The following is a 22,034-nucleotide window of genomic DNA, read 5'->3' as shown; positions in this document are numbered from 1 at the left end:
GGCCGCGGGCATCGATGCCCGCGGCGGCGGGCGGCGTCAGGCGCCGTCGTAACTTCGCTGTACGTGGGACAGGGCGCGGAGGAGTCCGGCCGAGGTCAGCAGTGGGGGCGACGAAACGGCGTCGGGGGTGAGGGGCAGCGACCCCACGTCCGCCCACCGCAGCCAGCCGTCGGCGTCCATCGAGGTGGTGGTCGCGGCGTGGTTGTCGGGATGGATGCAGTACGGCACGTCCAGGTATCCCCGGGCGAAGGCGGAGACCAGTGCCCGGCCGACGTCCGCGTCCATCGACAGAACCGCGTGGATCAACTGCCGGGCCTCGTCGCGGATCCCGGAGTCCGGCACGGCCTGCGGTGTCACGTCGGCTGCCGCGGCGGCGGCGAGTTCGAGGGCTTCGACGTTCTCCCCGATGGTGGGAATGCGGTGCGCCTCGGCGGTGGTCTTCACGATCAGGCGGGCCGCGCCCCCACCGTGGGCGAGCCGGGCGGCCGCGCGCAGGATCTCCCGCGCGCCTCGCGGAGTCCGGGGATACACCCCCATGTACGCGTAGACGACCACGTGCCAGTCGACGTCCGTCAGCAACTCCGCGCAGAGCGCGCGGAGGGCCTGCACCCCCTCGAGATCCTGCCGGTGGTTGGTCTGCTGCGCGAAGCTGACCGACACGCTTCGGATGCCGTGCTGGCGGAAGAAGAGCGCCTCCAGGACGGTGATCGCGATGAGCAGACCCGGTGGACAGAGCTGACCCAGCATGCAGCCGCCGAAGCTCTCCAGGTGCGGGTTGGCCCCGTCCTCCCGTCGTGCCGCCAGCCGCCGGCAGCAGTGCGCCCACTCGGCCACTGCCAGGTGCAACGGTCGTCGGCTGTACGGCAGGCAGTAGGAGACCGGACCACCCTCGGTGGCGTCGAGTCCGGCCTCGAGCAGCGCCTCGAAGATCTTCGTCGGCGCCGCCGAGCCGTGCCGTACCTGTACCGGGAAGGACGGGTGGCCGACCTCCCCGAGCATCGTCCGGGTCACCCCGGGGTCGATGCTCGCCAGCGGGTACCCGTTCAGGGCTACGCCGTCGCGCAGCGCGCGTTCGACGGCGCCCAGCTCCCCGGTCCGGGTGTAGCTGTCGACGGTGATGGTGCCCACCGTGGTGGCCCGGGCCGCGCGGGTCGCGCGCAGACCCGCCGTCATGGCACCGGTGTCGCTGAAGCCCATCCGGGGCTGGACGACGAGGCGACGGTCGCGACGGGCGTCACTGATGAACGTGTGGAAGCTGGGCCCGACAGCCGGCGAGGGTCCGGTGGCGGTAGCCATCACCGGACGGCCGGTGCCGGGCTCGCCTGCCGGCGGGCGTGGTGACGCAACGAATCCAACAGGACCTGGAACCGGGGCACCTGTCCGTCGCCGTCGAAGACGTCGTCGTAACCGGCGTCGCGGAGCCGCTTCAGTCGGCTCCCGTCGTCCGGGCCGTCGATCCCGAGCTTGCCGCCGACGACGATCGGGGTGTCGCGGAGGTGCGCTTCCCGCCGCAGGGATCGGATCAGGGTCAGCCCTTCGTGGTAACCGTGACCGTTGACGGTGCTGATCACGACAAGGTCCGGAGCGCACCGGGCGGACTCCGCGACCAGCAACCGCACGGGCGTGCACGGGCCCAGGTTGGACACCTGCCACCCCAGCTCGGTCATCAGCAGTTGCAGGTACAGCAGGTTCCAGGTGTGCGCGTCCGACGGTGGACCCGCCAGCAGGGCGGTGGGACGGGTCCCCCCGGTCTCATACACGTTCATGGCAAACCTCCTCGGCGACGGCGCCGAAGGACGGCAAGGCCGCGCAGAACTCGCGGATGGTCGGATAGAGCAGGACGTCGCGGATGGTGGGGTTCGCTCCCACGTCCCGACGTACCCGGAACGCGACCTCCATCGCCCGCAGCGAGCTGCCGCCCAGCTCGACGAAGTCGTCGGTCACCCCCACCTCGGGCAGGCCGAGGACCTCGGACCAGGCGGTGGCGACCCTCCGCTCGGTGTCGGTCGACGGCGCCTCGAACGCCGCGGCGACGTCGGGCCGTTCTGTCGACGGTTGCGGCAGCGCGCTCCGGTCGACCTTGCCGTTGTTGTTCGTCGGGACCTCGGCGATCGTCTCGTACGTCGTGGGGATCATGAACCAGGGCAGGGTTCCCCGGAGGAAGCCGCGGAAGGCGGAGACGGTCGGTAGCGTCGTCCCGGCCGGCACGAGATAGGCGACCAGTCCGGCGTCGTCGCGGCTGAGGCGACGCACCGCGACGACGGCACGGGCGACGGCTGGATGCTGCTCCAGAGCCACTTCCACCTCACCGAGCTCGATCCGGAATCCGCGGATCTTCACCTGGTCGTCGGCTCGGCCGAGAAGCTCCACGTACCCCTGTGAGGAGTAGCGGGCCAGGTCGCCCGTCCGGTACATCCGCCCGCCGCGCGGGTCGAACGGGTTGGGAACGAAGCGCTGCCGGGTCAACTCCTCGGCACCCAGGTATCCCTGGGCCACGGCCGGGCCGCCGATGCACAGCTCGCCCGGTACGTCGGTGGGCTGCAGCGCCCCGTTCCCGTCGAGGACCAGCAACTGCTCGTTCGGTGACGGGCCACCGACGGGCACCGGGCGACCCGGGACGAGGTCGGCGGCGCGGTCCTCGTACATCGCGTTGTCCACGGTCGCCTCGGTGACTCCGTAACTGTTCACCAGCCGGGTCTGCGGCCCGAGGAGACGGCGGAAGCGCATGTACTCGTCGCCGTACCAGACGTCGCTGCCGCAGATCGCCACCTCCAGGGCCGACAGCCGCTGGTCGGTGCGTTCCAGGTGGTCGATGAGACGACGCAGCACGACGGGGATGAACTCCGCGAAGTCGACGCGTTCGCGACGGATGAGGTCGAGCAGCCCGGCCGAATCCAGCAGCAGGTCGGCGGGGCAGAGCACGAGCTTTTTACCGTTGCACAGGGCCCTGGTCCAGTCCGCGGTGAAGACGTCGAAGGACATGTTCGACATCTGCAGGTGCACGGTGGTCCGGCGATCGAGTTCGTAGGCGGTCGAGTAGCCGGTCACGGTCGTCGTCAGGCCGCCGTGATGGACCAGGACGCCCTTGGGTCGCCCGGTCGATCCGGAGGTGAAGTAGACGTAGACCGGGTCGTCGACGCATACCGCGACCTCGGGGTTCGGCAGCCGCCGGTCCGGCGCCGAGGACCAGTCCTCGAGGTAGACCTGGCGGGCAGGATGCTCGGGCAGCGGATCAGCGAGATCCCGTCGGGTGATCAGGGCCGTGACGGCGGCGTCGTCCATCATCTGGGCGATCCGTTCCGGTGGGTACTTGTGCGAGATCGGCACGTACGCCGCACCGGCCTTGAGGATCGCCAGCATCCCGACCAGCATCTCGACGCAGCGGGTGCTGCTGATGGCCACGAAGGAGCCCTTGCCGACACCGTTGGCGAGCAGGTGCGCGGCCAGGTTGTTCGCCCGCTGGTTCAACCCGTCGTAGGTGAGTTCGTCGGTGCCGTAGGCGATCGCGGGTGCGTGCGGAGTCAGCTCCACCTGCCGTTCGAAACGGCGGTGCACCACGTCGTCGTGCGCCGGTAGCTGATAGGGCGGCGCGTACCGCCGCAGGAGCGCCCGCGTCTCGTCGTCGTCCGCCATCGAAATGGCGCCGAGTTCCCGCTCCGGCTCACCGAGCAGCGCGTCCAGGACGTGCACGTAGTGCCTCAACAACTGCTCGACGGCGGGCTCGGGATAGCGGTTGCGGTCGTAGCCAATCTGCACCTGCAGCTCCGCACCGGGCCTGACCAGCACGTCCAGGGGGTAGTTGGTGCGTTCGACGGAGTATCGCGAGGCGATCCTCGCCCCGTGCCAGTCCTGCTCGTACAGATCCTCGACCGGATAGTTCTCGAAGACGAAGATGTGCTCGAACAGCGAGGCCTGGCCGTTGAGTCCCACCCACTCCTGCACGGCGCTGAGCGCGCTGTCCTCGAAGTCACGCATTCGCCACTGCGCGGCCTGGACCTCCCGCAGCCACCGGTTGACCGGGGCCGAGGGCTCGACCGGCAGCCGCAGCGGGAGGGTGTTGATGAACAGACCGACCATCTGCTCGACACCGGCCAACTCGGGTGGCCGCCCGGAACTCGTCACGCCCACCACCACGGACGGATCGCCGCTGTACCGGGCCGCGGTCAACGCCCAGGCGCCGAGGCACAGGGTGTTGAGAGTGATCCCGGCGGCCTGCGCGAGCGTCCGCAACCGTTCGGTCCGCTCTGCGGAGAGCGTGGTGAGGCAGTGGCTGAATCGTTCGTTGACGCACGCGTCGGAGGGCCGCTCGATGCCGAGGACGGTGGGCCCGGAGATGCCGGAGAGGTGGTCGCGCCAGTAGGCCGCGGCGCGCTCCGGGTCCCGGCCCGACCGCCAGTCGAGATAACCACGGTACGAGGGACGGGCCTGCGGCATCGCCTCCCGGCCGGAGCACGCGGCCCGGTAGGAGTCGGCGATCTCGTTCATCACCAGGGTGAAGGTCCAGCCGTCCAGCAGCGCGTGGTGGTACGTCCACACCACCCGGCACCGGTCGTCGCCGAGCCGCAGGATCGTCACGCGGATCGGTGGCTCGCCGAACGGCTCCAGCCCTCGCTCCCGATCCTCGGTCAGGAACCTGTCGAGCAGGCCCGGCTGGTCGTGCGCCGGGGCGTCCCGGAGCTCCCGGTGCGCCACCGTCAGCTCCGGGTCCGGCCGTACCACCTGGACCAGCCGGTTGGCCCCGGCCCAGGCGTACTGCACCCGTAGCGCGGGGTGCCGTCGGAGGACCTGTCGGCAGGCCTGTTCGTAGTGCTCCGGGTCGAACGCGCCGACGAAGTCGGCGCACCACTGGACGAGGTACATGCCCGCTTCGGGCTCGAAGAGGGAATGGAACATCAGCCCCTGTTGGAGGGGGGTGGCCGGCCAGATGTCCTCGATCGGACGACCGTCGGCGAGGAGTCGGTCCAGTTGCGCCTGGTCCAGTCCGCTCAGCGGGAAGTCGGACGGGGTGAACGTGGTGCTGGCGCGCTCGGCGCAGTGTTCCACGATCCGCACGAGGGTCGCTCGGTAGTCGTCGGCCAGCCGGTGGACGGTTTCCGTGGTGTGGCACTGGGTGCTGTAGGTCCAGATGAGCCGCAGTCGCCCGCCGACGACGCTGCCGTTCACCTCGATCAGGAAGCTTCGTTGCCCCTCGTTGCTGCGGTCGCTCGACACGAGGCGAGGGCTCAGCGCGATGGGTGAGTCGTCCTGCTCGGCGCCGGTGTACTGGCCGAGGTAGTTGAAGCTGACCTCCGGCCAGGGCGCGGCGGTGAGCGATCGCGCCTGCGCGGAGTCCCCGGTGAGGTACCGGACAAGGCCGTACGGCACGCCGTGGTCGGGAACCCGGCGCAACTGCTCCTTGACCGACCGCACCGCGGCCCCCGGGTCGTCGGCGAAGTGGTCCTCGGCGGTGATCAGCACCGGGTACAGGCCGGTGAACCAGCCCACGGTGCGGGAGGTGTCGAGACCGGTGCCGAGGTCCTCCCGGCCGTGCGATTCGAGGGCGACGAAGGTCTCCCGTCGCCCGGTCCATCGGCTCATGGTGATCGAGAACGCGCCGAGCAGGATGTCGTTGATCTCGGAGCGGTAGGCCCGGGGCGCTCTGCGGAGCAGGGCCTCGGTCTGGGCCTCGTCGAGGGTGACGGTGACCCGTGCCGTCGAGGCGCGACTGTTCGTACCGTCGCGGTCGGTGGGCAGCGGCGCCGTCTCGGTCGGCAGCGTCTCCATCCAGTAGGTGGCGGCGGCCTGCGCCGTGGTCGACCGCGCTGCGGTGTGCAGGGCCTCGACCCACTGCTGGAACGACGCGGTCCGCGCCGGCAGCTCGGGCCGACGGCCGTCGGACAACTGTTGGTACGCCTCACGGAGGTCGTCGATCAGGATGCGCCAGGAGATGCCGTCGACCGCCAGGTGATGGATGATCAGCAAGAGCCAGGCGGGCTCGTCACCGCGGTCGACGTGCAGGGCCCGCAGGAGACCGCCGCCGTCGAGTCGGATCTGGCGTTGCAGCCGGGCGGCGTGCTGTTCCAGTCGCCCCCACTGCTCCGCTTCCGGGCAGCCCGACAGGTCGAGGCGGACCAGGTCGACGGCCGTCTCGCCGCCGTACTGTTGGGCCGGGGCGTCCGGCGGGCCCACCAGTCGCAGCCGCAGTGCGTCGTGGTGCTCCACGAGGGCGGCCAACGCGTGGCGCAGCAGATCCGGGTCGACGTGTGCGTCCAGCTCGAACAGCTGGGACATGTTGAAGTGCTCACGGGCCGGTAGCGGTTGTTCCAGGAACCATCGCTGGATCGGGCTGAGCCGGAAGGGCTCGCCGGTCACCGCGGCGACCTCCGGTACGGCTTCCGGCTGTCCGCCGGCTCCCTGCGCGGCCAGCCGGCGGATCGTCCGGGCGTCGAGGATGTCCCGTGGTGAAACCCGAACACCGGCACGCCGTGCCCGGGCGACGATCTGGATGCTGATGATCGAGTCGCCGCCCAACTCGAAGAAGTCGTCGTCGATGCCCACCCGGTCGGCCTTGAGGACCTGGCACCAGATGGCCGCGAGCTGTCGCTCCAGCTCCGTCGTCGGAGCCACGTACTCGTCGACGGTCGGCTCGAATCCGACACGCGGGTCCGGCAGCCGGGCGAAATCCACCTTTCCGTGCCGGGTCAGCGGGAGGCTGGGAACGGGCACCAGGAACGCCGGCTGCAGGTAGCGCGGCAGGGACTCCTCGAGCCGGGCCCGGATCTGACGGACGTCCAGGTCGTCCGTCGCGGCCACCAGATAGGCGACCAGTTGGCGGTCGCCATCGTCGTTGCGGACCACGGTCACCGCCGCGTCGGCTATCCGCTCGTCGGTGACCAGCGCGGCGTGTACCTCGGCCGGCTCGACCCGGAAGCCCCGGATCTTCACCTGGTCATCGAGCCGGCCCAGAAACTCCAGGGTGCCGTCGTGACGCCAGCGCGCCCGATCACCGGTGCGGTACCGGCGGGCGCCGGGGCGACGGGGGTCCGCCACGAACCGTTCGGCGTTCATCTCCGCCAGGTTGAGATAGCCGTTGGCGACGCCCAGGCCGCCGGCGTACAACTCGCCGGGGACACCGATCGGCACCGGTTGGCCGGCCGGGTCGACGATGTCGACAGTGGTGTTCGGCAGTGGGCGTCCGATCGGCACGGCGCGGGTCGTGTCGACGGCCGTGACGCGGTGCACGCTGGTCAGCTGGGTGTTCTCGGTGGGTCCGTAGATGTTGAGCAAGGTGCAGTTGGGTACCTCGGTGAGGAAGTCGCGCGCCGCCCGGACCGACATGATGTCCCCACCGGACAGCAGCAGCCGCAGACCGCCGAGGTCCGCCAGGTGGCGTGGTTCGAGCCGGCGGAACAGCCCCGGGGTCAACTGGAGCACGGTGACGCCGGTGGCCGAGAAGAGCGCGCACAGTTCGTCCAGGGTCTCCGGTCCAGGTGGCGCAAGGGCGAGCGCGGCGCCGTTCAACAGCGCGCCGAAGACGTCGAACAGCGAGGCGTCGAAGGTCAGCGGTGTCGCCTGGGCCACCACGTCGTCCGGACGGACCTGGAGTTCGTCGACGTCGCAGACGAGAGCCGTGATGCCCTGGTGGGACAGGGCCACGCCCTTGGGTCGACCGGTCGAGCCGGAGGTGTAGACGACGCAGGCGAGGTCCGTCGGCTCGAACGCCCGGTCGACGGCGACGGCCGACGATCCTGGACGATGGTCGGGGGCGAGGGTGTGGTTCGGGTCGAAGCCCATCCTGGCCCGGACGTCCTCCGCGGCGACGACGAAGCGCGGCGCGGCATCGTCGATCAGCAGCCTGAGCCGTTCGTCCGGATACTGGGGATCGAAGTGCACGAACGCGCCGCCGGCGCGCACCGCGGCCAGCATCCACGCGATGGTGGCGGCTGACCGCTCCACCGCGATCCCCACCCGGTCCCCGCGCCGCAGGCCACCGTCGCGCAACGCGCCGGCCAGGTCGTCGACCCACTCCCCCAATTCCCGGTAGGTCCACCTGCGGTCGCCCTCGACCAGCGCGGTCGCGGCCGGCCGGCGGTCGACCTGCCGACGGAACAGTTCGTCCACCGGCACCCCGCTCGGGCTCGGGCGGGTGGTGTCGTTCCAGCGCGCGAGGGTGGCCGCCTCCTCGGACGCCAGCAGCGGGAGGTAATCGATCGGGGTGTCGGGCCTGGTCAGGCAGGCGTGGAGCAGGGTCAGGTGGTTGGCCACCAGGCGGTCCATGGATGCCGTGCCGAAGAGGTCCCGGCTGTATTCGAACCGCCCGAGCAGCTGATCGCCGTCCTCGGCCATGTTCAGCGTCAGGTCGAACTTGGCCGACCCGTTGTCGATCGGGACGGCCTGCACGGACAGCTCTTCGCTCGCCACCGTGACCGGATCGGACTGGAGCACGAACGACGTCTGGAAGACCGGTGACACGTCGGTCTCGCGGGTCGGCGCGACCGCCTCGACGACCGTGTCGAACGGCACGTCCTGGTGGGTGAAGGCGTCGAGCGCGGTGCGGCGCACTCGGTCGAGCACGTCACGGAAGGTCGGGTTCCCGGACAGGTCGGTCCGCATGGCGAGGGTGTTGCCGAGGTACCCGACGACGTCCTCGAACTCCCGCCGGGTCCGATTGGCCACCGGGGAGCCGACGACGACGTCGGTCTGCCGGGTGTAGCGGTACAACAGCACCTTGAAGGCCGCCAGTAGCACGATGTACGGCGTGGTGCGGGTCTGCCGGCACAGGTCTGCCAGCGTGTCGGTGAGCTCCGGCGGTACGGCGAAAGCGCTGGTCCCGCCCTTGGCGGAGCGCGCCGCCGGCCGGGTGTCGTCGGCGGGCAGCCGGACGACGCCGAGGGGACCGGCGAGCTGGTCCTTCCAGTACTCCAGCTGGTCGGCGATGTCGGGGCTGTGCTGCCGGTCCCGCTGCCACCTGACGAAGTCGCGGTATTGGGCGGCGGGTGGCGGCGGCGGCTCGACATGGCCGAGTTGCGCCGAGTAACAGGCCAGGATGTCGCGCATGATCAGCCCGGTCGACCAGCCGTCCGCGACCGAGTGGTGCACGTTCATCAGCAGTAGGTGCTTCTCGGCACCGGAACGCACCAGGACCGTCCGGAAGAGGGGGCCCCGGGCCAGGTCGAAGGGGAGTCGCGCGGCGGCGCGGATCCGCTCCCAGGCGGCGTTCGGTCCGGCCGACCGCTCGTCGTACGTGGCGAACTGCACGTCGACGCTGTCTCGGACCAGTTGGTACGGCACTCCCCCGACGGTGGGGTAACAGGTGCGCAGCGCCTCGTGTCGCCGCACGGTCGTCTCGACCGCTCCGCGAAGGGCCTCGGTGTCCAGGTCACCGGTCAGCACCAGGACGTTGTTGACGCTGTAGGCGGCGTCGTCGGGATTCAGGTGGTCGAGGAGCCACAGCCGCCGCTGGCCCGCGGAGAGGGGCAGCAGGCGCTCGGTGTCGATCAGCGGACGTGCCCTTTCCAGCCCCTCGGTCGGGTCCTTCCGCCGCACAGCGCTGGGGACGGTCATTGGTCATCCTCTCTGACGGTCATTAGGGCGGCGAGCAGTTCGCGCTCGTCGTCGTCGAGGTCCGCGAGGTCGGCGATCGGCGGCGCGGGGCACGCCTCGACAGGGGCCGGCGGTGCCGCGACGACCCGTGGCGTCCCGTCGGCGGTGGTCAGGACGGCAGCGAGTTCGGCCGCCGTCGGATGGTTGAAGACGACCGCGAAGCCCAACCGCTGGCCGAGCTTCTCGTCGATTCGGGCAATGAGCTGGGTGATCAGCAGGGAGTGCCCGCCGAGATCGAAGAAGTCCTGGTCCACGCCGACCGGGCCGCGGCCGAGGACGTCACCCATGAGTGCGCAGAGCCACTTCTCCAGTTCGCTCTCCGGCTCCCGCTCGTCGTCATCGGCGTCGACCGGCTGTGGTAGCCGTGCCCGGTCGACCTTGCCGTTGGGCGTGAGGGGCAACGCGTCCAGGACCACCACCTGATGGGGCACCATGACCCGGGGCAGCCGGGCGGCGGCCCACTTGCGGAGCACCGTCGGCTCGGGCGTCCGGTCCGGGTGGCCCACGACGTAGCCGACCAGTCGTACCAGGCCGTCGGCGTCAGGCCAGTCGCGGACGACGCTGGCCCGGACGTCCGGGTGCTGGGCGAGTACCGCGGCGATCTCGTTCGGCGCGATCCGCGTACCACGAATCTTGATCTGGTGGTCCTGGCGGCCGAGTATCTCCAACTGGCCGTCGGCGCGGTACCGACCAAGATCACCGGTGTGGTAGATGACGTCGTCCGGGTCGTCCCGGTACGGGTTGGGTTGGAAGCCCGGCAGGGTGCCCGCCGTCGGGTCGCCGGACTCGGCGTGGAACCGCGTCCGGATGCAAATTTCTCCCACCTCGCCCACCCCGCACAGCCGATTCCCCGGGGAAAGCACCAGCGCTTGTGTGTCGGGGATGGGGCGGCCGACCGGCAGGGTTTCCGAGGCGGCCGGCGGAACCACGTAGTGGCACGCGGCGAGTGTGGTCTCGGTGGGGCCGTAGAGGTTGACCACCGTGAGGTCCCGGCTCGTCCGGTCCCGCAACTGCCTTACCAGCATGGGCGGCAGGGGTTCTCCGGCGAACAGGACGAGACGCAGGTCCGCCGGCCGCCCGGTGTCGGCGGCACCCAGCCACCACTTCATCAGCGACGGTACGGCGTGCACGACGGTGACGCGCTCGTCGCGGATCCACCGCCAGATCCGCTGCGGCTCGGACAGGGTCTCCTCGGCGGGGATGCAGAGCGTCGCGCCTGTCGTCAGCGGCAGCAGCACGTCCCGGAGGAACGGGTCGAAGGAGACGGTCGTGAGCTGCGAGACCCGGTCGCGGTGGGTGACGCCGAAGGCTGCCGCCTCCCAACGGAGAAAATGCGCGAGGCTGTCGTGCCGCCCGAGGACCGCCTTCGGTCGTCCGGTCGTGCCGGACGTGAAGTAGAGGTACGCGGGGGAATCGGGCCTCGGCAGGCTGTCGTGCTCCGGCGTTGACCCGCTGCTCTGGCTGGCCCTGCTGGGAGCGGCGAGCCACCGATGGTCGGTGCCCGACGGATCCGCGCCGAGTCGGATGACCGCCGCCGGTGCCGCGGCCGCGACGAGGTCCCGGATGCGCTGCTCGGGCAGGCGCTCGTCCACGGGCATGAACACCGCGCCGGCCGTCATGGTGCCGAGAAGGGCGCTCACCGTCGCTGCGGACCGGCCGCAGATCACGGCCACCCGATCACCCGGGCCGACACCTCGTTCCCGCAGGTCGGTGGCCACCTGCGTGACGGCGGCGAGGAGGTTGCGGTAGGAGAGCCGATGCCGCTCGTCCTGCACTGCCAGGTGGTCGCCGGCCGAGTGGGCCTCCGCGCGGAACATATCCACCACGGTCGGCATCGCCGGACGGTCGAGCGGCAGGGTCGGATCGGGTAGCACGTCGGGCGTGGCGGTGGCGAGAGAGTACTCGTCCAGAGGGCGGTCGGGGTCGGCGGTGACCGCGCCGAGCAAATGCGCCAGTTGGTTGGTCCAGGCCGCCATCCGGGCGGACGTGTAGGTGGAGGTGCGGTAGCTGACCCTGATGCGGACGGGGTCGCCGTCGCGGACGTAGACGGTCAGCGGGAACTTCGCCTCCTGGTCCGGACAGTCGACGAGGCGCAGCGTCGTGGGGCCGGCCGCCCAGCGGCCGGGGCTCGGCGGCTCGTAGTTCAGCATCACGTCGATCAGCGCCGGACGGTCGCTTCCCCGGGTCGACCACGCCTCGCGCTGCACAATCTCGAACGGCAGGTCCTGGTTGTCGTAGACCCGAAGGACCTCGTCGCGGACCGCCAGAACAAGATCCCGGAAGGTACGGGCCGCGGCGGTGTCGGCCCGCACCAGGACGGTGTTGAGCAGCAGGCCGATCATCGACCGGGTCTCCGCCGCACTTCTCTGCGTCAAGGGGGTACCGACGCAGGCCTCCCGTTGACCGGTGACCCGGTGCAACAGCAGGTGCAGGGCCGCCATGATGATCATGAATCGACTGCTGGCGCTGGCTCGCGCCAGATCGTCCAGCGCCGACCCGACGGCCGGGGGAAGGAAGACCTCCGAGGTCGCGCCCGCGTCGGAGGCCGGCGCCTGCCGGTCGGCGGGTGGGGCGCTGGACGGGGGCAGGTCGCGTAGCCGTTGCCGCCAGAAGGCGCGCTGTCCGTCCCACGACCCGTCGGCCAGCCGGTCGAGTTGCCAGGCGGCGAAGTCCAGGTACTGGATCTCGTCCGGCGGCGGAGACGGCAGTCCCGCCACCACCTCGGCGTAACGCTGAAGCAACTCCTCGACGAAGAGGCCGATGGATGCTCCGTCGAAGCACAGGTGATGAACGGTGAAGAGCAGTACCCGCCGGTCGGTGCTCAGCCGCACGGCCCGTGCGCGGATCAGCGGCTCCTCCGACGTCAGGTCGAAGGGCACCGTGACGGCGGCGCGCAGGAGCTTGCGGATGTGCCCGTCCGAGCCATCTCCTCCGGCCACCTGCCACTGCGGAGCCACCGCCGCCGGGTGGATGACCTGTACCGGCCCGTCCTCGGAGGTCCCGACGGTGGTCCGCAGCACCTCGTGCCGGTCGACGACCCGCCGGACTGCCTCGGCGAGCGCGACCTCGTCCACCGGGCCCTCGACGGCCAGTGCGAAGGGAATCGTGTACAGCGCACTTCCACCGAGCTGCGCGGCGGCCCACACCCCGAACTGCGCGGGAGACAGCGGCCCGCCGTGCGGCTGTTGCTGCGGCTGGGCCTGGTCGGTGTCGGCCTCGGCGACAAGGCGGGGGGCGCTGGTCACCGCAGTACCTGCGTCAGCAGCGAGCGGTAGAAGTCCCAGTACGTACGGCAAAGGTACTGCTGCTTCGGGGCTAAGTCGGGGTGGATCTCGGGCAGATTCTGCATGGGTACGGTCATCTGCCAGTGGTGTTCCACGTGCAGGTTGTTGCTGTTGGTGAACCAGGTCGAAAAACGGCTTCCCGCGATGGTGCGGGTGTTCCGCATGACGTCCTGGGTGTCGTTCTCGCAGAACACGTGTTCCGGCAGCTCGACGAGGAAGTGCAGTGGCTCGGCCAGGAGCAGCGGGATCACCCACAGGTGCACGGCTGCCAGCGAGCCGGTCGCCACGGACAGCCCGGTCACCACCACGATGATCCCGCCGAGCAACCGGTACTCGGCGCGGATGCGGTCGGCCATCCGCTCGGGGACGCCGGCGAAGTCCGGCTTCCATGTTCCGGTGTACGACGTGACGCAGTTCTTCAGCACTTGGAGCCAGCGTCCGTAGTGGAACGTCGCGCGCAGGAGCCGGGCCGGGGTAAGCGGCTGCCGGGTGTCGAACTGGAAGAACTCGGTGTCCCGGTCGGTCCCCAGATACTTGTGATGCTGTAGGTGCTTCAACCGGTAGTGGGTGTAGTTGACCATCATCGGCAGACCGAGAACCACCCCGACCGGACGGTGCGGGCGCTGGTTGACGAAGGCCGTGTGATGCAGCACCTGGTGCTGCAGTTCAACGGCGTGCACGAACATCGCGGCGAGCACGACGTATCCGACGATGCGCAGCGGCCACGGGGCGAGCAGGGCCAGGGCCCCACCGCCCGTCGCCAGTGCCGCACAAACGACCACCCTGCCGACGAAGCCGGCCCGGTCGCGGCCGCTCACCCTACTCGTGCGGGCTAGCCTGGATGTTCTGCCCGACATGACGTTGACCACGGCAACTCCTCAAGCTCGTGCGATACCCACCGCCAGCGCCTCGGCCCTCCCGTCGGTGTCGGGGCTCCTGCGCGGGATACCGGTTCTCGTCTCACCAGGAAGGCTGGTCGAAATGCTTATCAATCGGGCTTTCACCCGCCATCGAGCAGCCACCGGGGAGGCATAGCGGATCGAAGGTCTTTTCATTGGGTATCCATGGCGAGCCTCGGTCAGATGAGTCCGACCCCGGCCGTCGTGCAGCGGCGGCACGGGCGCAACGCACTGCTAGCCGCACCAGGAGAGCCCATGAGCAGGAACCGCATCCAGGCACTCGTCCTCGCCGTCGCCCTCGCGCTGGGCGTCGTGTCGGTGAGCGGCGTCAGAGTGCAGACTTCCGCGGCGGCTGAGCACGTCCTCGCCGACGACACGCCCTGGGGACGGCCGATCGGCTGACCGACGCCGTCACAGGAGCTGTCTCGCTAACGGTGAGGTTCCCCCGGTAGCTCGGAGGCCTTCGATCATGCTCTGGTGCAGTTGAAGGGAGTCATCCGTGGCAGCACCCTGACCAGTGCAATCGATGGGACAGGTGGCGGACCGGTTCGATGATGATGGTGTAGATCAGGCGTCTGCGGCGCAGATCGTCAGGACGGCGAGAGCGGCCAGCGCGAGGGCGGTGAAGCGGTGCCAGGAGTTCCAGTGCCGGACTTGGTGCCGGTCGAGACCAACCTGACTTTTCGCTGCTTGGAAGCCGTCTTCGACGGTCCGGCGGATCCCTGCGACGCGCACGAGCGTGGCGAGGCTGACTGGTTGCGGACTGCAGCAGCGGTAGAAGGCCAGCTCACCGGTGGTGTAGTTCTTGCGGATCAGCAGGCTGTTCCTGCCGTGGTCGTCCGGGTCGGTGTCGGTAGTGACCTCATCGAGCCAGGCCCAGTCGTAGAGGCGAGGGCCACGCATCCGTCAGACCTGCCGGCGGTATGTCGGCGAGCCGACGCCGTTGATCCGGGTGCCCGACTGGGTCAGCGGGACGGCGATCGACGCCAGCCACGGATACGGATAGTTGAGGTCCGGGGCCGACACCCGGTCGAGTTCGCGTAGGCCGTCCTGCGGGATGGTCACCGATTGGATCGCGACCGACTCGGGGGCACAAACCGTGCCCCCGAGTCGGCGCGACGATCGGCAGCTCGTTACCGGCGGCCGAACTTGACACTCACCTCTGCCACTGGTCAGGCGGGTACGAACTGCCATTGCTGGTTGGTCCCGCTGTTGGCGGTCCACTGCACGACCTGCGCGCCGTCGCTGGTGGAGGCGGCGTAGATAGGGTGGCCGCCCTCCTCCGGGGTGAAGTCGGTGGACCGCACGCCGGGCACGACGCTGGCCCAGGCGGACAGCAGCGTGTACGGACGCAGGTCGGTGGCGCCCTTGCCGCGCTTGGCCAGGGTTGCCGAGGCGAACCACTCGAAGCCCTGCTTGTTGTTGCATGCCGGCCAGATGTACTCGCCCTCGCCGTCGGGCCGCCCGTTCACGGTGATCAGGCCCTCCCCGTACCTGCCGAAGCCGTCGACGTAGTGCGGGATCACCACGAAGTTGGCGTACGTCATCCCGGGATACAGGCTGACATTCCCGCCGACGCCCACCTCGACAATGATCGGCCAGTCCCCCCTGCCTTTTTGATGGGAACTCACTATCGCCACATTGTCCCCACAGTTCCCGGTAAGCCGCCGAACCTTGCTCGCCGCGGCCGGAGCGGTGTCGTTGAGTGCCGCGCTGGCCGCGCGGCGACGGCAAGGGCGGCACCTCTGCCGCTGCGGCCGTAAGCCAGGCCGACATCGACAAGGCGATGTTTGCGAGGTCTGGGCGATCCCGCAGGACACCGGTCCGCTGATCCGCCGCAACCGCACCACCGGGGAGTTGGCGTTCTACCGCTGCTGGTCACCCGACCTCGTCCCGCTGCACCACCAGCCCGGACGGCCTGATCGGCATCACCGTCAACGAACTACGCCGCCTGTTCCACGCCCTGGTCATCGAACCCGCACGGCGCATCGCCGACGTCATCGCCTGGTCCATCTATCGACGTCGACACCAAGAACAGGCCAAGATCCGGAGCAGCGAAGACTTCCCCGCACCAGATGCGGCGAAGACCGTGAAGAAGTAGTTGTCAGCAATTCTGGCACGCAGTTCTTCGACCAGCTTCGCGCGGCCGAAGAACCATTCGGCATCATCCGAGTGGAAGGTTGACAGGCCAAGGCACGGCACGTGTGGAGCGTCGTTCGCACGACCCCGAACCGACCTCGCCGTACAGCGATCGCCATCGTTTTTTCCACTCCCGAACATCTCCGCCACAGGCCGCCACGGGGGAAAGAGTCACCGGCAAACTGGGGAAGCGCCTGGCCGCCCGCCGCCTCGGACAGTGCGGTCACGGCGAGGTGCGCGCGTCTGGACATCTCCCGATAGCTCGGCTGCCCCGCCGCCATCCGCATCGCCCGCAGACCCAGAGCGAAGCGCTGCAGTGCCCCCCGCCGGGATCAAGATGCCGTTCAGGCCGTCCCACCTGCCGCCCCCAGATTTGTTTGTTTGTTTGTCCTGCCCGCGAAAAGGCTGCTGGACAATCCACGGCAGACTATACAAGACAACGTGGCTGGGCCCAGTCCACACGAGTCGGATCAACGTTGGTGAGCAGCAATTTCCTGCGCACAGCTCAGCGATCCGACAGTAAGAAATCCACTCGACACCACCAAGGGGAGAAGCGTGAACCGCTCTGTGAAATCAGCATTTGCTCTGGCCTTCGCGACAGCCTTTCTGCTGACCGGCGCACCGGCGAAGGCCGAGGTGAGTGCCAGGATCGCCGCCGACGGCGAGGCCATCACCCTGACGAACGCGAACAGCCGCAAGTGCCTCACTGTCGCCGGCGGCAGCACCGCAAACCTCGCTCGCGCGGTTCAGTACAACTGCGACGGCCACGCATCGCGTACCTGGGTCGTCAGCGGCTCGCTCGGCGGCAACTTCCGCCTCGTCAACCTGAACAGCGGCCGGTGCCTGACCGTCGACGGCGGAAGCACCGCGAACAACGCTCCGGTCGTCCAGTACACCTGCGACACCCACGCCGCGCGCTACTGGCGGGTCACCAACAACAACGGCAGCACGCTTCAGGTTCGGAACGTGAACAGCGGCAAGTGCCTGACCATCGCCGGCGGTAGCACGGCCAACAACGCCGGCGCTGTCCAGTACACCTGTGACACCCACCTGTCCCGCCGTTGGTACTGACATCGCCCGCCATCGGCTAGCAGGAAGGCCGAACTAGTCGTCGGCGCCGGCCAGGGACACCCGGCCGGCGCCGACTCATGACCTGGGCGGCGGCGAACGACTTCGCGTCAAAGAACGCAAACGACGTGGGCGGCCAAGTCCCGGCAGAACACCGAGCGCTGGGTAGACGACCTCGCAATGTGGACCGGCGAGTGGGCGTGTCACCGGACCGACGGCCACCAGTCAGCCCGTGAGCCACAGCGCGGGGGCACCCTGTCGTGAGGTGGGCGCCGGCAACGGTAAAACTCCTCAGCCAGCTACAGAGGTTGAAACGCCAGGGTTCGGGCTGTCTCGACGGTCAGGCCGCGTTTCATCCAGCGCCAGACGCATTCGGTGGGGTTGAGGTCCGGCGCGTAGGCGGGTAACCAGATCACGGTCAGCCACGGTCGGGCGGCTATCAGGGCGTGCATGCGGTGGCTGACGTGGGTGTTCAGGTTGTCCCAGATCTGCACTACCGGTGCCTGCAGGCGTTGGTGGGCCTGATCGAGGACCACCCTGGTGAACACGCTCGGCGACATCAGCGCCGTGCTCCGCGACGCCGGGAAGACGTGTGGGTCGTGCCGGGCGATGAGGCGTTGCATGCGCTGACGGTCCTTGACGCCTTTGCCGTGGACTGGATTTGCCGGACGTGCTCGGTTAACCGGGCCTCGGCCCTGACTGCTGCCGGGCCGGTCAGCTTGTGCTGACCGTGGTCGACGACGATGTCGACCAACTTGTCGCTGCGGGCCATGGCCGGCTGGGCTTGCACCTCCGCCCGAAATCCCGACTCGGGGGTTCCGCTAGCCCTCTGTCGGCGTACGGGTTGGTGTCCCTAACTGGGTACGGATCAACGGTTGGGGACGATCTGTTGATCGAGTGTGCTGAGGAAACCGGAGAACGCCCTATCTGTTCGGGTGCTGTCGGCAGTGGCATCGAGGTCCATGAGGAGACCGCGAATGACCGCGAGGACGAGGGTAGCGAGCTCTGGCCGATCGATGCTGCTCAAGCCTTTTTCGAGCGGCCCGAGCCAGTTAGTCGTCGCCATCCGGCGAAAATCGGGCAATAGTTGCTGCGCGGCGCTTTCCCGCCACTGCCCGAACATTCCCAAGTAAGGCTGCCCTTCGGGACCGGTTATGAACCTCCAGGCGTTCGCCAGCGTGGCGGTGTAGGGCTGATCGGGTCGTACGCGCAGCAGGTCACCGAAAGTGGCGAGCTGGCGTTGCCGCGCGTGCTCAAGAACGGCGCGCAGGAGAACGTCGCGGGTGCCGAAATGATAGATCAGCATGCGGGTGGAGGTGCCTGCGGCGGAGGCCAGTGGTTCGAGCCTGTCGGGCAGGCCGTGCTCGAGCGCGTAGTCGGTGCACGCGTCGAGCAGCCGCTTCTTGATCTCGGGTTGAGGTCGCCGTCCCACCGGCACACTTTTTCACGTAACTGTCGATACGTCTACTGTTGGTGGGACGGCAGTCATAGTGAACGCGGAGGTGGCGATGAGGGTCGTATTCGTGCACGGGGCGTGCGTGCGGGACGGCTGGTGGTGGTGGCACCGCATGACCGGATTGCTGGAGGAGCGGGGGATGGCGAGCGTGGCCCCGGCGCTCCCGAGTTGCGGAGAGGCCGGCGCGCCGGGAGGCGCCGGTGGCCCGGGGTTGACCGAAGACGTCGGCGCCGTGCGGCAGGTGCTGCAGGACAGCGACGAGCCGACCATCGTGGTCGCTCACAGCTATGGCGGCATCGTGACGGCGGCGGCGGCCGCGGACGTTGGAACGGTGCGCCACCTGCTGCTGATCTCCAGCTACCTGCCTGAGGTTGGGCAGAGCTTGTCAGACTTCGGCGACGGCACCCCCGCACCATTCCTCGACATCGACACCAACGCCGGGACGTTCGGAGTCCGCCCCGAGCTGCTTGTGGGCACATTCCTGCAGGACTGCGACGATGACGCCCAGTCCCAGGCGGCTGATCATCTCGCCCGTCAGAGCGTGCAGGTGATCGGGGAGCCGGTCGGGGCTGCCGCATGGAAGGACGTGCCCTCGACGTACCTCGTGTGCACCCGAGACGCAGGCACCCCGGTCCGATTGCAGCGCGAGTTCGCTCGCCGGGCCGGCCATGTCGTCGAGCTCGACGCGGGCCACCACCCGTTCCTGTCTCAGCCCTTCGCAGTCCGCGACCTGCTGCTGAGACTGTGAGCCGCACATTGAAGAGTGAACTGTTCGACGCGATCGTCGACGACGCTCTGCGACGCGGTCGACAAGGGCCCGCCGAACTGGTCCGCGTGGCCAAGGAACAAGGGTTGTCCTTGACCGGTCCGGATGGGCTGCTCAAGCAGTTGACCAAGACGGTCCTGGAAACCGCGTTGAACGAGGAGATGACCGAGCACCTCGGCTATGAGAAGCACGACCAGGCAGGCGCCGGGTCGGGCAACATTCGCAACGGCAGCCGGTCGAAGACGGTGCTGACCGACAGCACAGGCCCGGTGCAGATCGATGTGCCACGCGACCGGGTTGGCACCTTCGAGCCCCAGATCGTCAGGAAGCGGCAGCGCCGGTTGTCGGGGGCGGGCGGTCAAGGCCCGCGGCCACTTCCCGAACGAGCTGGCCGCGTTGAAGTGTCTGTATCTGGTGACCCGGTCCCTGGACCCCACCGGAGCAGGCAGAACCCGATGGACGATGCGCTGGAAACGCCATCCCGATCGGCGGATAGCAAACCGATCCGCCTGTGGGCCCGGACTGTCAGCCCCAGCTAGGACGTGAGCGGGAAGAACTCGTGAGGCAGGCAGGCCCCGAGCTGGCTGCCGCCCCGGGAGAGGAAGATCTCGATGTGTACGTGCGAGTTGACCGCGTTGCCGGTGGAGCCGGTGAGCCCGAGCTGGTCGCCGACACTGACCTGAGTGCCGGAGCGCACGGCGATGTCATACATGTGGGAGTAGTAGACCCGTACTGTCAGGTCGTCGGGCGTGCTGCCGCGGTAGGTGTGGCCCACCGACACCGAGGCCGCGCGCCGGTGGTCGTCGGCGCCGGCCGAGCGCAGCCACAGCAGCAGTTGCCAGATCCGGTTGACCAACCTGCGCCGTTCGGTGTCGTACGCGGAGCTGCTGTCGCTGGAGAGTAACTCCCGTACCGAGGTGAGCAGCTCGCCCACCGTGATGCGGGGGGTGACGATGCGACCCAACCCGAACGCGCCCGAGTCGGCGTGCAGCCGATCCCGGCGGAACAGTACCGTCCCCACCGGCAGGCCACGGGCACGCACCACACCGGCTTCCAGGTCCCGGACGATCCCCGCGCGCAGCGCGTCGAAGGCTGCGGCGTTGTCGATCGGGGTGAGATTGCGGGCGACCAATCCGGTAAGTAGCCGGGACACCTCGCTGCCACTGGACGAACGGGTGAGCACTTCGGCCGGGGCGATCTCGTCGTCGCCGTGCGCGCGCAGCAGCGCCCCCAGCTCCGTCTCCTGCGATCCCTGCCGGCCGAGCAGGCCGTACGCGATCTTGCCGAAGATGTCCTGGATGTCGTCGGACGCGCGCGCCTCGACCACCGCGCTTCCCCCCGCCAGGCGGTACGCCGCCGCATCGTCCGGGGTGGCGCGGAACCGCTCGGGAAGCTGGAACTCCTGCGGGGCGGAGAGCAGTAGCGGCAGGCCGGCGTGGCAGTTCCAGTCGACGGCGTTGTCGCCGTGGCCGGGGTAGCTCAGCCACTGCACCTGGCCGGTGGTGTGTGCGGAGATCCCGATGTCGCGGCGCCGCTCCGCCGACGAGCTGACCTTCAGGAACGAGTCCATGAACAGTTCCAGCCCGAGGTTGTGACTGTTCTTCAGCAGCCGCTCCAGCAGCAGCTCGTACCGCTGCCAGCGGCCGGTCTCGTCGGCGACCGACAGCCGATGGCTCGTCAACGACGTGAGTTCCTGGTCCATGCGCTGCAGCAGGGCGTCGCGTTCCTGGCGGGCCTCGCCGTCCCGGATTCCGCGGCGTTCGGCGTCCTGGTACGCGGCGATCCGGCTCATCGTCGCGCCGCTGAGCGTCCGGCGGAGGCTGGCGATCTCGCGGCTCGTCGTCGCGAGCTCCTGCTGTTGCTCCTGAATCTGGGGCCAGAGCACCCGCAGCTGGGCCCTGCTAGCGGATCGGGTCTCGCGGGTCTCCGCGGAGGAACCGGCTTGTCGGCGCAGCCGCTCCCGTTCCGCCCGGTCGGCGCTCAGCACTGCCTCCAGGTCGGTCCGGCGGCGGGTCAACACCCGCAGCCGCCGGTACGCCTCCAGGTCGGCCGGCATCGGTGGTGCCACCCCGGCCAACTGCGCCACCAGTTGTCGCCGCTGCCAGTCGGCCCGCCGGCCGGCGAGCATGGTGAGTTGCCGTTCCACCAGCGCCTGGTGGGTGTGCGGCACATGGACGGTGGCGTCGACGAGGGCGCGGATTTGGGTGCTGAGCCGGTTGCGGCCCAGCCGTACCGCCCTGGTCAGGTCGCGAAACATGGCTGGCTCCGAGTCGCGGCGGCCCAACCGTTCGACGGTGATCACCACGCTGAGTGCGATCGTCCGCTCATACCAGGCGAGCAGCGCGTGCAGCCGGGTCTGGGCGGCACCCCACGCCGGTCCGTGCAGCAGCGACAGCAGCACCGCGAGCACCATGTCGTGCGGCGCGTCGGCTGGTACGGCAACGTCCAGCTCGCTTCGGTACGCGTCCGTCGCGGTGACGACGGCGCTCACCGTACGCCGCACCTCGTCGCGGGCCGTGGGGTCCAGTAGCGCACGCACCGTAGGTGAGCTGGCGCGCCCCAGCGTGGCGGTGCCGCCGTCGGCGAGCACCGCCGCCAACGCCTGCCGCAGCGGAGACGACTCGCTCCCGCCGTCGGCACCACCACCGTCGGGCGGGTCACCGCCGCCGTCCTCACCCGCCGGGGGCAGGGTGATGCGGTACGACGGGATCACCTCACCGGTCAGTGACGCCGATGAGCCCGCCGCGTCCGGATCGAACCAGCCGGCGGCGATGCTGTCGGCCAGCAGCAGTTCCAGGAACCGTCCGAAGTCCTCGTTACCGTCCATGCTGGAGCCGAGC

The 22,034-nt window shown here is 69.3% G+C and carries 14 protein-coding genes and 3 pseudogenes; 5 read left to right on the top strand and 12 right to left on the bottom strand.

The features are described from left to right. Nucleotides 1-36: 36 nt before the first annotated feature. Genes PSH03_RS04425 through PSH03_RS04405 form a run of 5 tightly spaced genes read right to left on the bottom strand, consistent with a single transcriptional unit; the run spans nucleotide 37 to nucleotide 13,684 of the window. Nucleotides 37-1,296, bottom strand: coding sequence for a methylaspartate mutase (locus tag PSH03_RS04425; RefSeq protein ID WP_210780682.1), 1,260 nt, complete (start codon nucleotides 1,294-1,296; stop codon nucleotides 37-39). Further along, nucleotides 1,296-1,766, bottom strand: coding sequence for a cobalamin B12-binding domain-containing protein (locus PSH03_RS04420; protein ID WP_210780683.1), 471 nt, complete (start codon nucleotides 1,764-1,766; stop codon nucleotides 1,296-1,298). The genes PSH03_RS04425 and PSH03_RS04420 overlap by 1 nt, the downstream gene beginning before the upstream one ends. Next, nucleotides 1,753-9,543: a non-ribosomal peptide synthetase gene (locus PSH03_RS04415; RefSeq protein WP_238688335.1), complete on the bottom strand. Its 7,791-nt coding sequence runs from the start codon at nucleotides 9,541-9,543 to the stop codon at nucleotides 1,753-1,755. The genes PSH03_RS04420 and PSH03_RS04415 overlap by 14 nt, the downstream gene beginning before the upstream one ends. After that, entirely contained in the window at nucleotides 9,540-12,827 is a 3,288-nt protein-coding gene (locus tag PSH03_RS04410) for a non-ribosomal peptide synthetase (RefSeq protein WP_238688334.1), read from the bottom strand. The genes PSH03_RS04415 and PSH03_RS04410 overlap by 4 nt, the downstream gene beginning before the upstream one ends. Beyond that, nucleotides 12,824-13,684 (bottom strand): fatty acid desaturase family protein, encoded by an 861-nt coding sequence (locus PSH03_RS04405; RefSeq protein ID WP_238688333.1) that lies wholly within the window; start codon nucleotides 13,682-13,684, stop codon nucleotides 12,824-12,826. The genes PSH03_RS04410 and PSH03_RS04405 overlap by 4 nt, the downstream gene beginning before the upstream one ends. Nucleotides 13,685-14,020: 336 nt before the next feature. Here PSH03_RS04405 and PSH03_RS04400 point away from each other — a divergent pair, with 336 nt between their 5' ends. Then, a complete protein-coding gene (locus tag PSH03_RS04400; RefSeq protein WP_210780687.1) occupies nucleotides 14,021-14,167 on the top strand; it encodes a hypothetical protein in 147 nt (48 codons plus the stop codon). Between the two features lie 174 nt (nucleotides 14,168-14,341). Here PSH03_RS04400 and PSH03_RS04395 read toward each other — a convergent pair. The 3 genes and pseudogenes from PSH03_RS04395 to PSH03_RS04385 all read right to left on the bottom strand — a co-directional run. Beyond that, a pseudogene (locus PSH03_RS04395) lies at nucleotides 14,342-14,665 on the bottom strand (IS701 family transposase); the annotation flags it as partial. Nucleotides 14,666-14,671: 6 nt separating this feature from the next. Further along, nucleotides 14,672-14,830, bottom strand: coding sequence for a hypothetical protein (locus PSH03_RS04390; RefSeq protein WP_210780689.1), 159 nt, complete (start codon nucleotides 14,828-14,830; stop codon nucleotides 14,672-14,674). Between the two features lie 107 nt (nucleotides 14,831-14,937). After that, nucleotides 14,938-15,312, bottom strand: a complete 375-nt coding sequence (locus PSH03_RS04385; RefSeq protein WP_210780690.1) for an RICIN domain-containing protein — start codon at nucleotides 15,310-15,312, stop codon at nucleotides 14,938-14,940. A 280-nt stretch (nucleotides 15,313-15,592) separates the two neighbouring features. Here PSH03_RS04385 and PSH03_RS32775 point away from each other — a divergent pair. Further along, nucleotides 15,593-15,866, top strand: a pseudogene (locus PSH03_RS32775) (hypothetical protein); the annotation flags it as partial. Here the strand turns inward: PSH03_RS32775 and PSH03_RS32980 are convergent. Continuing rightward, entirely contained in the window at nucleotides 15,779-16,045 is a 267-nt protein-coding gene (locus tag PSH03_RS32980) for an nSTAND1 domain-containing NTPase (RefSeq protein ID WP_372494705.1), read from the bottom strand. The pseudogene PSH03_RS32775 and the gene PSH03_RS32980 sit on opposite strands and share 88 nt — an antisense overlap. A gap of 414 nt (nucleotides 16,046-16,459) precedes the next feature. On the opposite strand from PSH03_RS32980, the gene PSH03_RS04380 reads away from it, so the two are divergent. Further along, complete coding sequence (locus PSH03_RS04380; protein ID WP_238688332.1) at nucleotides 16,460-16,975, top strand: RICIN domain-containing protein; 516 nt, start codon at nucleotides 16,460-16,462, stop codon at nucleotides 16,973-16,975. 296 nt (nucleotides 16,976-17,271) lie between these two features. Here PSH03_RS04380 and PSH03_RS04375 read toward each other — a convergent pair whose 3' ends face one another. Next, nucleotides 17,272-17,595, bottom strand: a complete 324-nt coding sequence (locus tag PSH03_RS04375) for a transposase (RefSeq protein ID WP_238688331.1) — start codon at nucleotides 17,593-17,595, stop codon at nucleotides 17,272-17,274. 245 nt (nucleotides 17,596-17,840) lie between these two features. After that, nucleotides 17,841-18,404, bottom strand: coding sequence for a TetR/AcrR family transcriptional regulator (locus PSH03_RS04370; RefSeq protein WP_210785961.1), 564 nt, complete (start codon nucleotides 18,402-18,404; stop codon nucleotides 17,841-17,843). A 136-nt stretch (nucleotides 18,405-18,540) separates the two neighbouring features. Between PSH03_RS04370 and PSH03_RS04365 the strand changes: the two genes are divergently transcribed. Together PSH03_RS04365 and PSH03_RS04360 are read left to right on the top strand one after the other, a co-directional pair. Continuing rightward, a complete protein-coding gene (locus tag PSH03_RS04365) occupies nucleotides 18,541-19,176 on the top strand; it encodes an alpha/beta fold hydrolase (RefSeq protein ID WP_238688330.1) in 636 nt (211 codons plus the stop codon). Beyond that, a pseudogene (locus PSH03_RS04360) lies at nucleotides 19,173-19,544 on the top strand (transposase); the annotation flags it as partial. The gene PSH03_RS04365 and the pseudogene PSH03_RS04360, both read left to right, overlap by 4 nt. 185 nt (nucleotides 19,545-19,729) lie before the next feature. On the opposite strand, the gene PSH03_RS04355 reads toward PSH03_RS04360, so the two are convergent. Beyond that, nucleotides 19,730-22,021: a M23 family metallopeptidase gene (locus PSH03_RS04355; RefSeq protein ID WP_238688329.1), complete on the bottom strand. Its 2,292-nt coding sequence runs from the start codon at nucleotides 22,019-22,021 to the stop codon at nucleotides 19,730-19,732. Between the last annotated feature and the right edge of the window lie 13 nt (nucleotides 22,022-22,034).

This window comes from Micromonospora salmantinae, from assembly GCF_022230905.1.
GTDB lineage: Bacteria > Actinomycetota > Actinomycetes > Mycobacteriales > Micromonosporaceae > Micromonospora > Micromonospora salmantinae.
The sequence above is the reverse complement of the archived record's forward strand: the minus strand, read 5'-3'. Positions and strand labels throughout refer to the sequence as shown.

Coding starts and splice junctions, on each gene's coding strand:
- PSH03_RS04425 (WP_210780682.1), bottom strand. CDS start 1,296: ATGGCTACCGCCACCGGACCCTCGCCGGCTGTCGGGCCCAGCTTCCAC.
- PSH03_RS04420 (WP_210780683.1), bottom strand. CDS start 1,766: ATGAACGTGTATGAGACCGGGGGGACCCGTCCCACCGCCCTGCTGGCG.
- PSH03_RS04415 (WP_238688335.1), bottom strand. CDS start 9,543: ATGACCGTCCCCAGCGCTGTGCGGCGGAAGGACCCGACCGAGGGGCTG.
- PSH03_RS04400 (WP_210780687.1), top strand. CDS start 14,021: ATGAGCAGGAACCGCATCCAGGCACTCGTCCTCGCCGTCGCCCTCGCG.
- PSH03_RS04385 (WP_210780690.1), bottom strand. CDS start 15,312: ATGACGTACGCCAACTTCGTGGTGATCCCGCACTACGTCGACGGCTTC.
- PSH03_RS32980 (WP_372494705.1), bottom strand. CDS start 16,045: ATGTTCGGGAGTGGAAAAAACGATGGCGATCGCTGTACGGCGAGGTCG.
- PSH03_RS04375 (WP_238688331.1), bottom strand. CDS start 17,595: ATGCAACGCCTCATCGCCCGGCACGACCCACACGTCTTCCCGGCGTCG.
- PSH03_RS04365 (WP_238688330.1), top strand. CDS start 18,541: ATGACCGGATTGCTGGAGGAGCGGGGGATGGCGAGCGTGGCCCCGGCG.
- PSH03_RS04355 (WP_238688329.1), bottom strand. CDS start 22,021: ATGGACGGTAACGAGGACTTCGGACGGTTCCTGGAACTGCTGCTGGCC.